Origin of the sequence: Pseudactinotalea sp., from assembly GCF_048594945.1 — a bacterium.
Lineage (GTDB): Bacteria > Actinomycetota > Actinomycetes > Actinomycetales > Beutenbergiaceae > Pseudactinotalea.
This window is the reverse complement of the sequence record NZ_JBMDXJ010000133.1, coordinates 1-5,057: the sequence shown is the minus strand read 5'-3', so window position 1 is coordinate 5,057 and position 5,057 is coordinate 1. Positions and strand designations below refer to the sequence as shown.

6 protein-coding genes are annotated in these 5,057 nt (G+C 71.9%); 3 read left to right on the top strand and 3 right to left on the bottom strand.

From position 1 onward, the window contains the following. A partial coding sequence (locus ACOJSN_RS06375; RefSeq protein WP_420111673.1) for a MiaB/RimO family radical SAM methylthiotransferase occupies nt 1-1,131 on the top strand: 1,131 nt, incomplete at its 5' end. On the opposite strand, the gene ACOJSN_RS06370 is transcribed toward ACOJSN_RS06375, so the two are convergent. After that, nucleotides 1,108-1,596: a YbjN domain-containing protein gene (locus tag ACOJSN_RS06370; RefSeq protein WP_420111672.1), complete on the bottom strand. Its 489-nt coding sequence runs from the start codon at nt 1,594-1,596 to the stop codon at nt 1,108-1,110. The two genes, ACOJSN_RS06375 and ACOJSN_RS06370, sit on opposite strands and share 24 nt — an antisense overlap. Next, the gene (locus tag ACOJSN_RS06365) at nt 1,593-2,090 is read right to left on the bottom strand and encodes a YbjN domain-containing protein (RefSeq protein ID WP_420111671.1); all 498 of its coding nucleotides are present in this window, start codon (nt 2,088-2,090) and stop codon (nt 1,593-1,595) included. Before ACOJSN_RS06365 ends, ACOJSN_RS06370 begins: the two co-directional genes overlap by 4 nt. A 46-nt stretch (nt 2,091-2,136) precedes the next feature. Here ACOJSN_RS06365 and miaA point away from each other — a divergent pair, with 46 nt between their 5' ends. Together miaA and dapF are read left to right on the top strand one after the other, a co-directional pair. After that, nucleotides 2,137-3,039, top strand: a complete 903-nt coding sequence (miaA, locus tag ACOJSN_RS06360) for a tRNA (adenosine(37)-N6)-dimethylallyltransferase MiaA (RefSeq protein WP_420111670.1) — start codon at nt 2,137-2,139, stop codon at nt 3,037-3,039. Next, complete coding sequence (gene dapF / locus ACOJSN_RS06355; protein ID WP_420111669.1) at nt 3,036-3,956, top strand: diaminopimelate epimerase; 921 nt, start codon at nt 3,036-3,038, stop codon at nt 3,954-3,956. Before miaA ends, dapF begins: the two co-directional genes overlap by 4 nt. A gap of 19 nt (nt 3,957-3,975) precedes the next feature. On the opposite strand, the gene ACOJSN_RS06350 is transcribed toward dapF, so the two are convergent. Beyond that, nucleotides 3,976-4,923: an NAD(P)/FAD-dependent oxidoreductase gene (locus ACOJSN_RS06350; protein WP_420111668.1), complete on the bottom strand. Its 948-nt coding sequence runs from the start codon at nt 4,921-4,923 to the stop codon at nt 3,976-3,978. Between the last annotated feature and the right edge of the window lie 134 nt (nt 4,924-5,057).

Sequence of the window (5,057 nt, the reverse complement as noted above, 5' to 3'; positions counted from 1 at the left end):
AACGGTGAGGCGCAGGTCGAGCTCGAGGAGGCCCTCAAGGTCTTCCCCTCGACGCTGCCCACCCGGCGCGAGAGCGCCTACGCAGCGTGGGTCTCGATCTCCGTCGGCTGCAACAACACGTGCACCTTCTGCATCGTGCCGCACCTGCGCGGCAAGGAACGTGACCGTCGGCCGGGTGACGTGCTCGCGGAGGTGCAGGCCGTCGTCGCCGAGGGCGCCTGCGAGGTCACGCTGCTCGGCCAGAACGTCAACTCCTACGGCGTCGGCTTCGGCGACCGCGGTGCGTTTGCGAAGCTGCTGCGCGCCTGCGGCACCATCGAGGGCCTGGACCGTATCCGCTTCACCTCGCCCCACCCGGCCGCCTTCACCGACGACGTCATCGACGCCATGGCCGCCATCCCCACCGTGATGCCCACTCTGCACATGCCACTGCAGTCCGGATCCGACCGCATCCTGCGCGCGATGCGGCGCTCCTACCGCAGCTCCACGTTCCTCGGCATCCTCGACCGGGTGCGAGCTCAGTTGCCCGACGCCGCGATCACCACCGACATCATCGTCGGCTTTCCCGGCGAGACCGACGAGGACTTCCAGGCGACCATGGACGTCGTCGAGGCCTCCCGGTTCGCCTCGGCCTTCACGTTCCAGTACTCACCGCGACCCGGCACACCGGCCGCAGACCTGCCCGAGATCCCCGCCGAGGTGATGGCCGAGCGATACGCCCGGCTGCACGCGCTCCAGGACAGGATCAGCGCCGAGGAGAACGCCGCCCAGGTCGGCAGGACCGTGGAGGTGCTGCTCGCCGAGTCCGACGGCCGCAAGGACGGCGCCACCCACCGGGTCAGCGGTCGCGCACCCGACAACCGGCTCGTGCACGTGGGCGTCCCGCAGGACTGGGACGGCCCGGCGCCGCGGCCCGGCGACATGATCACCGCCCAGGTGACGCGCAGCGCCCCGCACCACCTCATCGCGGACTCCGGCACGCAGGGCGGCGTCTTCCAGCTGCGGCGCACCCGCTCGGGGGACGCCTACGAGAACCGCGCCGCCGCTCGCGCGCAGGCCGAGAGCGAAGCCGCCGGGACCGCCGCACCCCAGCCGATCGCGCTCGGGCTACCCGGCATCCGGGTCCGCTGAGCCCTGCGGGTCCACGCGCGGCACGATGCCGACCTCGGCCAGCGCCCTGAAGCACTGGTGCGTGGTGCCGAGACCGATCCGCAGGTAGTCGTCGAGCTGCGTGGCCGTCAGCCCCGCGGTCGCGTCCACACCCACGTGCGTGTGGACGACGATCGCGTCGTCGGTGCTCGTGTGGACGATCACCGGCCAGATCCGGTCCCGATGCCAGTCGTTGACGAACGCCTCGACGGCGCTGGCGCGGTCGAGCGGGATCGGCTCGCCGACGTGGGCGCCGCGCACGAGCAACAACATGCCCTCGCTCTCGCGGACCGTCACCGCTACCTCCAGGTGTGGCCACCGGTGACGCACGCTCGCCTTCTCGGTGTCGACCGCCCACCCGTCCGGCCGGAGCAGGGCGGCGACTCGGGCGAGCGTCACCGGGGCCGGGATGTCGGGTGCGCTCGGCAGGTCGCTCGGGCTGGTCATGCGAGTCCGTCCGGCGCGGTGGCGAGCGGATCGGGGTAGCGCGTTCCGACCTCGCCGAAGACGGACAGGGCTGCGGTGAGTCCGGTCCGGATCGTTCGCTCGAGCTGCTGCTCGGAGAGCCCGTGAGCGATCGAGACGCTGTGGTCGGCGGCGAGGCGCATCGTGCCGTCGTCGAGCACCATGAGGAAGCACTTGGGCCACGCGGTCCGCGCGTGCCGGGCGTTGATCAGGCCGATCAGCTCCTCGCGCCGCTCGATCGCGATCACGCGGTTGTACTGGCCGCGGATCTGCAGCACGGCGCCGCGCCCGGCGATCCCGAACGTGAACAGGCACCCGCTCCACATGCCGCCGATCGGTCCCTCGTCGTTGACGAAGTAGCGCATCCCCGCACCGCGCAGCCACTGAGCGATGCGTCGCTTGTCGACGGGGCGCACGTCGTGCTCGTCGACGGCGTCGCTGCTCTCCTCGGGTGGTGTCTCGTCGGGCCGTGGCATCGCTGTCAGTGTAGGCAGGCCGGCTGGCCCCGGTAGGTTCGCGGTCGTGGAACAGACACCGGTGATCGCCGTCGTGGGGGCGACGGCGTCCGGCAAGTCCGATCTCGGACTCGCCCTGGCCGAGGAGCTCGGCGGAGAGATCGTCAACGCCGACGCGATGCAGCTCTACCGCGGCATGGACATCGGTACCGCCAAGACGCCCGTCGACGAGCGGCGCGGCATACCGCACCATCAGATCGACGTCCTCGACGTGACCCAGGACGCCGCGGTCGCGACCTACCAACCCGCCGCGAGAGCTGACATCGCCGCGATCCGTGAGCGCGGCACAGTGCCGATCGTCGTGGGCGGGTCGGGGCTGTATGTGCGTGCCCTGCTCGACGAGATGTCGTTCCCCGAGACCGACCCTGAGCTCCGCACCGAGCTCGAAGCTCGCCTCGAGGTGGAGGGACCAGGCCTGCTGCACGACGAGCTCGCCGGGCTCGACCCCGAGGCCGCGTCCCGGATCGACCGGCGCAACGGCCGCCGCGTGGTGCGGGCATTGGAGGTTGTGCGGCTGACCGGCAAGCCGTTCGCCGCCTCGCAGCCGGAGCGCCCGGTCGCGGCGATCCCCGCGACCCTCCTCGCGATCGACGTGCCCCGCCCCGAGCTGACCGAACGGATCGCCGCGCGTGCCCGTGCCATGTTCGAAGGCGGTCTCATCGAGGAGACCGAAGGCCTGCTCGCAGCCGGGTTGGACCGTGCAGGCACGGCGTCCCGCGCAGTCGGTTACACCCAGGCGCGCTCGGTGATCGCCGGCGAGATGACGGTCGCGGAAGCGATCGAGGCGACCACGATCGCCACCCGCCAGCTCGCCCGGAGGCAGCTCACCTGGTTCCGCCGCGACGACCGCATCCACTGGCTGGCGCCCGGCCCCGACCTCCTCGCGCGCGCCCGTACGCTGGTCCCATGACCTCCGCGCGCACCTTCGTCAAGGGCCACGGCACCGGCAACGACTTCCTCTTGTACGCCGACCCTGACGGCGAGAGCCCGCTCAGCGACTCCGAGGTCGCCGCGATCGCCGACCGACACACCGGCATCGGCGCCGACGGCGTCATCCGCGCCGTGCGCACCGCAGCCGAGCCGGACGCGGCCGACCAGGTGGCTGAGGCCGAGTGGTTCATGGACTACCGCAACGCCGATGGCTCGATCGCGCAGATGTGCGGCAACGGCCTCCGCGTGTACGTCGCGTACCTCGAACGCGAAGGGCTGCTCGAGCTCGAGGATGGCGCCACCACCACGATCGCCACGCGCGCCGGAACCCTGACCGTGCACAAGGAGCTCGACGAGTACGCCGCGGACATGGGCCTGTGGTCTGCACCCGGGGGCGAGGCTGCGCTTGCCGAAGGCTTCGACGTCACGGTCGCGCTCGCCGGCCTCGACGAGCCCCGACCCGGACTGCGCATCGACATGCCCAACCCGCACACGGTGATCGCGCTGGCGGACCTCGACCTGCTCGAGCAGGTCGACCTCAGCGTCGCGCCCCGCCTCGAGCCCGAGCCCGAGGACGGCATGAACGTCGAGGTCGTGGTTCCGCTGGGGGAGCGCGAGGTCGAGGTCGTCGACGAGGACGGCGCCGTGGTCGGCACCGAGCGCGTGGGCGTGGTCAAGATGCGTGTCCACGAGCGTGGCGTCGGCGAGACCCTCTCGTGCGGCACTGGCGCATGCGCCGCCGCCGTGGCCACTCGGCAGTGGTTCGGCGACGGCGCCCCCGACGACTGGGTGGTGCTGGTCCCGGGCGGTCAGCTGCGCGTGGTCATGCTCGACGGCGGTGGGGTCGAGCTCTCCGGACCGGCCGACCTGGTCGGCGAGATCACGCTGCTGGACTGACCAGGAGTCGGACCGGAGGTCACATCGCCGCGACCGCTGCCGCCGTCTCGGCCATCACCAGGTCGGCGTTGATCTGTGCGCCGGCCATCGTGCCGGCCGCTGCCGACGCGCCCACCTGGGCCGCCGGCTCGGTGACGTTTCCTGCCAGCCAGACCCCGGGCACCTCGCTCCGCCCGCCGATGTCGGTGGTCGGCACGAACGTGCCCATCGGGTTCTCTGCGACGGTCAGCCCGAGCCCGGTCAGCGACTCGATCCGGGGTCGCAGCACGCTCTGCACCGTCAGTACCGAGCGCGGCACCACACGGCCGTCGGCCAGCTCCACCCCGGTGACCGCGCCGGCCTCCGCGCGGATGGCGCTCACGCCGTCCTCGACGAGCCCGATGCCCCGCGCCAGCAGCTGGGCGCGTTGCTCGGGCGTGGGGTCGACGCCGTGCGTGAACACGACCACGTCGCTGGAGAGCTGCCGGAACAGCAGCGCCTGGTGGGTGAACATCGGGTGACTCGCGATCACGCCGATCGGCTGGTCGCGGACCTCCCAGCCGTGGCAGTAGGGGCAGTGCACCACGCTGCGACCCCAGTGCTCGGCCAGGCCGGGGATCTCGGGCAGCACGTCGACCGCGCCGGTCGCGACCAGGAGGCGCCGGGCGCGCACCACGGTGCCGTCGCCGAGCGTCACTGCGAACCCGTCGCCCTCGATCGCGGCGTCCGAGACCTCGGCGGTCACGACGTCGCCGCCGTAGCGCGCCACCTCCTCGCGGCCGCGAGCGACCAGATCGGCGGGTGCGATGCCGTCGAGCGCGAGCAGGGCATGCACGCCGTCGGCAGGGGCGTTACGGGGCGCGCCGCCATCGACCACCAGCACCGATCGGCGTGAGCGGGCGAGCGTGATGGCGCCGGCGAGACCGGCGGCGCCGCCGCCGATCACGAGAGCGTCGAGTGGAGCGGTGAGGGTCCGTGGTGTGGTCATGACCTCAGTGTCCGACGGCGTCGCGAGACTAGCAAGCGTCCTTGCCACTATGGCAACATGGATCGCATGAGCAACGACCTGAGCGGAGTCGGACTGCGGCTGCGGGCACTGCGACAGCAGCGTGAGATCACCCT

Coding starts and splice junctions, on each gene's coding strand:
- dapF (WP_420111669.1), top strand. CDS start 3,036: ATGACCTCCGCGCGCACCTTCGTCAAGGGCCACGGCACCGGCAACGAC.
- ACOJSN_RS06370 (WP_420111672.1), bottom strand. CDS start 1,596: ATGACCAGCCCGAGCGACCTGCCGAGCGCACCCGACATCCCGGCCCCG.
- ACOJSN_RS06350 (WP_420111668.1), bottom strand. CDS start 4,923: ATGACCACACCACGGACCCTCACCGCTCCACTCGACGCTCTCGTGATC.
- ACOJSN_RS06365 (WP_420111671.1), bottom strand. CDS start 2,090: ATGCCACGGCCCGACGAGACACCACCCGAGGAGAGCAGCGACGCCGTC.